Source organism: Sphingomonas sp. (assembly GCF_031380695.1).
GTDB lineage: Bacteria > Pseudomonadota > Alphaproteobacteria > Sphingomonadales > Sphingomonadaceae > Sphingomicrobium.
In genome coordinates this window covers 1-4,317 of record NZ_JANMWY010000080.1, presented here as the reverse complement: position 1 = coordinate 4,317, position 4,317 = coordinate 1, and the positions used below count along the sequence as shown (strand labels likewise).

Annotated in this window: 5 protein-coding genes and 1 pseudogene; all 6 read right to left on the bottom strand. The window is 65.3% G+C overall.

Annotated features, from left to right (window positions below; genetic code table 11):
* A pseudogene (locus tag RMN84_RS03090) lies at positions 1–215 on the bottom strand (NADH-quinone oxidoreductase subunit B); the annotation flags it as partial.
* An 80-nt stretch (positions 216–295) separates the two neighbouring features.
* Entirely contained in the window at positions 296–673 is a 378-nt protein-coding gene (locus tag RMN84_RS03085) for an NADH-quinone oxidoreductase subunit A (protein WP_309610741.1), read from the bottom strand.
* A gap of 165 nt (positions 674–838) precedes the next feature.
* The gene (locus RMN84_RS03080) at positions 839–1,651 is read right to left on the bottom strand and encodes an inositol monophosphatase family protein (protein WP_309610740.1); all 813 of its coding nucleotides are present in this window, start codon (positions 1,649–1,651) and stop codon (positions 839–841) included.
* Positions 1,652–1,664: 13 nt separating this feature from the next.
* Positions 1,665–2,228, bottom strand: a complete 564-nt coding sequence (efp, locus tag RMN84_RS03075; RefSeq protein WP_309610739.1) for an elongation factor P — start codon at positions 2,226–2,228, stop codon at positions 1,665–1,667.
* A 68-nt stretch (positions 2,229–2,296) separates the two neighbouring features.
* Positions 2,297–2,941, bottom strand: a complete 645-nt coding sequence (locus RMN84_RS03070; RefSeq protein WP_309610738.1) for a M23 family metallopeptidase — start codon at positions 2,939–2,941, stop codon at positions 2,297–2,299.
* Positions 2,941–4,065 carry a L,D-transpeptidase family protein gene (locus RMN84_RS03065; protein WP_309610737.1) on the bottom strand — a complete coding sequence of 375 codons (1,125 nt, stop codon included), beginning with the start codon at positions 4,063–4,065 and terminating at the stop codon, positions 2,941–2,943. Before RMN84_RS03065 ends, RMN84_RS03070 begins: the two co-directional genes overlap by 1 nt.
* Between the last annotated feature and the right edge of the window lie 252 nt (positions 4,066–4,317).

The window sequence follows — 4,317 nt, the reverse complement described above, 5'->3', positions numbered from 1 at the left end:
TCGGACTGGCGGGGCGACGCGCGCGGGGCATAGCCGAAGCGCTCGTTGTCGTAGCGCGGCATCTACGCCTGCATCATCTCGACCGCGCAGCACGCCAGCCCAAAGGTCATCCACCACAGCGACCCGGTCCGCGCCCAGGTCGTAAGGTCGTCGAGACTGGCGACGAGAAAACCCTTCTCGTCGAGTTCGCCGCGCATCGCCTCGAACCGCGCCATTTCGGCGCTGCCCGGGACGAGCCCCGCCGCCCGCGCGAGTTGCTCCTCGCTCGGGTTCGCGTTCTCGGCGGGGGTCAGCATCACTCCCATTCGAGCGCGCCCTTCTTCCACGCATAGGCCAGGCCCAGCGCGAGTTCGGCGAGGAAGACCATCATCGCGATCCATCCGGTCCAGCCGGTAAACTTCAGCGACACCGCCCACGGGAACAGGAACGCCGCCTCCAGGTCGAACACGATGAACAGGATCGCGACCAGGTAGAAACGCACGTCGAACTGCGCCCGACTGTCCTCGAACGCCGGGAAGCCGCACTCATATTCGGCGAGCTTGGCCGCCGACGGCTTGTTTGTCCCGGCCAGCCGGCTGACGAGCATCGGCGCGAACACGAACGTCGCCGACAGCGCGAGCGCAACGGCGAGAAACAGAAGGATCGGCAGATATCCGAAGGCAACGTCGGCCAAGGGGAGTACTCCGGGGGGCGAATCTTGGCCGCGCTTTAGGACAGGGGAGGAAGGGGGGCAACACCTCCTAACGGTCATGCCGGGCTCGAACCGGGACCCGCCCGTCTTTTCACCGGTTTGAAAGCAGAAGGCAGGTCCCGGATCAAGTCCGGGATGACGACGTGCTTAGCGCAGCGCCCCCGCCAAGAGCTTGTGCAGCTTGCTGTGCAGATCGCCGTTCGCGGCGAGATATTCGCGCCGATCGAACATCCGGTTCTGTCCGCGATAATCGGTCACATAGCCACCCGCTTCCTTGACCAGCAGCACGCCCGCCGCGCTGTCCCACGGGTCGAGATCTTCCTCCCAGAAGCCGTCCATCCGCCCCGCCGCGACCCACGCCAGGTCGAGCGCGGCCGATCCGAACCGCCGGATGCCCGCCACTTCAGGTGCGATTGCCCCAAAGATGCGCGACCAGTTGGCGACATTGCCGCGCCCGAAATGGGGAATGCCGGTGCCGACCATCGCTTCGTCGAGATTACGCCGCGACGACACCCGCAGCCGCCGGTCCTGCAACCACGCCCCGCGCCCCTTTTCGGCCCAGAAACTCTCGTCGGTGACCGGTTGATAGACCAGCCCCTGCGTAATCTCGCCGGTGCCGTCGGGCTTCTTCTCCTCGACCGCGATCGAGATCGCGAAATGCGGCACACCGTGAAGGAAGTTCGTCGTGCCATCGAGCGGATCGACGATCCACCGCGGCTTGGTCAAGTCACCCTCGATCACGCCACCTTCTTCCAGCAACATGCCCCAGTCGGGCCGCGCATTGCGCAATTCCTCGACGATCGTCTGCTCGCTGCGCTTGTCGGCCATGGTGACAAAGTCGCCCGGGCCTTTCTTGCTGACCTGCAGTTGCTCGACCTCGCCAAAGTCGCGGCGCAGGCGCGGCGCCGCCTTGCGCGCGGCGCGCTGCATGACGGTGATGAGGCCGGAATGACTTACCATGTTTTCTTGGCCATCAGTCGGCGCGACGCACGTAGGTCTGCTCGTAAACATCGACGACGATCTTCGTCCCCGCGCCGATGTGCGGCGGGACCATGACGCGGACGCCATTGTCGAGCATCGCGGGCTTGTAGGACGATGATGCGGTCTGCCCCTTCACCACCGCGTCGGCCTCGACGATCATCGCCTCGATGGTGTCGGGCAGCTGCACCGACAGCGCGCGCTCGTCGTAGAGTTCCATGACCACGTCCATGCCGTCCTGCAGGAACGCCGAGGCATCGCCGAGCAGGTCGCGCGGCAGGCTGATCTGGTCGTAATTTTCCTTGTCCATGAAGGTCAGCATGTCGCCCTCGGCAAACAGGAACTGGAAATCCTTGGTGTCGAGCCGCACCCGCTCGACCGTCTCCGCCGAGCGGAAGCGGACATTATTCTTGCGCCCGTCGATCAAATTCTTGAGCTCGACCTGCATATAGGCGCCGCCCTTGCCGGGCTGGGTGTGCTGGATCTTGACCGCGCGCCAGATGCCGCCTTCATATTCGATGATGTTGCCGGGACGAATGTCCACGCCGCTGATCTTCATGTGATCCGCCTATATGCCAGAAGGTGAAAAGAGCCGGGCTCCGGAAAGCCGTAAAACTGCGCGTCCCCCTAGCGCGCGACGCTTTTTCCGGCAAGCAGCGGGTAGGGATTGATCGGTGTCCCCTGCCACCACTTCTCCCCCGCCGCCATCTGGTTGATGGCGAAATGGAGGTGCGGGCTGTCCGGGCTGGCGTCGCCAGTGTGGCCGACGAAGCCGATCGCCGACCCGCGCTGCACCTTCTGTCCCTCGGTCAGGCCGGTCGCATAGGCTGACAGATGCGCGTAATAATAGGTCCAGCGTCCGTCCTCGGACCGCTGGTAGGCGGTGATCCCGCCCTTGCCGATGCTATTATAGAGCTTCTCGATCGTCCCCGGCGCGGCGGCGTGGACCGGAGTCCCCTCCGCCGCCATGATGTCGATCGCGTCGTGCCGCCGGGCCCCGCTCGCCCGCGCGGCGGTGAACGTGTCCTCGAGCTCCGCGGCCTTGATCCCCGCGACCGGGATGGCGAGCCCCGACGGCCCGACCTCGACGCTTTCAGCCACTTCCAGCGGGCCGCCGCGACCCTGGACCGTCGCCGCGTCGCCCTTCCCCTCGACCCGCCCGTCGACCCGCGCCTGCTCGGCCTGCGGGCTGCGTGCAACGCCATAGGCGAAAATCCAGAAGGCGCTGGTCAGGATGGCGGTCAGTACGACTGTGGCAACGGTTTTCAACATCAGCTGGTGAATACAGCCTTGAAGCCCGGTTTCAACATCCGCGACAGGCGCAGCACGTCCCAATTACTCATGCGGATGCAGCCATGACTCTCCGCCCGCCCGATGGTCTCGGGCGATCCGGTGCCGTGGATGCCATAATGCTCCTTGGTCAGGTCGAGCCACGCCAGGCCGACCGGCCCGTTCGGCCCCGGCTTGAGGCGCTTGTCCCCGCCCTCGGGGTCCTTGGCGTCCCAGAACAGGTCCGGCTGGTAGTGGAACGGCGGCAAAAAGGCATAGGTCGTGACCTTCCACACGCCGAACGGGAGCGGGTCGTGGGTCGAGCCCATCGTCACCGGGAATTGCGCCACCACCTGGCCCGAGCCGAGCTCGGTCGGCGGCGTATAGCTCGCGCCCTTGCCGCCATCCTTGGTCAGCGGCCCGGCCGGCGGCGCGCCCTTCATTACGCGCAGTACGCCTTCCTTCTTGCTGACAAGAATATAATCGCCTTGCGCGGACCCTGCATCGACGTTGAGCAGCCCCATCCACTGCGCTGCATCGGCCTTGACCCCGTCATAGTTGCGGTTGGCGGCGACGACATTGGGCAGGCGCAGCGTCTTGCCCGGCCCGATCATCGCCTCCGGCCCGTTGAGCGCGACGATCGTATCGGGCGTGGTGTGAAACTCCTCGGCGACCTTTTCCAGCATGTTGCGGTAGCCCATGAAGGCGAGCGTCGCCTGGTCCTCGGGCTTCTTCGGGAAGGGCAGGACGAACGGCCCACCGACCTGATCGGGCGACAGCGTCACCATCACTGTGGACGGCCGGTTGAGCCCGAGCAGCGCCGCTCGCGTCGGCCCGTCGAGTTCGCCATTGACCGTCAGACCCTGCGCCGCCTGAAACCCACTGACCGATTTGCCGAACACCATCCCCTTCTTGCCGTCGATCACCCCCGACGGGAATCCGGCCACGTCGAGCAGCACCTGCGCGTGGAAGATCGTCCCGTCGATCGGCGACCCCTTCGTCCCGGGGGCGGCCCAGACGGTTGGGGGTTTGGCGGCTGTCGGCGCAAGCTGCTGCGCAATCGCGAGCGAGGTCACGCACATGGCAGCAAGGCCGAGGCTGGCGCGCAGGATGGTCTTGGATGTCACGCTACTCTCCCGATCGATGATCATTCGGAGGGTGAACGACGCACCGTGATTTTCTTTCCATGCCCGTATCGATTTGAGGGTTTGCTTACGCCGAAATCCCTGCCTCTCGGGGAGACTAGGAGGGGACCAGCAGCGTCTGCCGCTGCAACCCGATAGCGTGAATATTGAAACCATTCGCGTGGTCAGCCCACGCCACCTAACCCCGCAGCACCTCCCTAAATGCCGCCAACGCCTTGCCGCAGTCATCCGCCC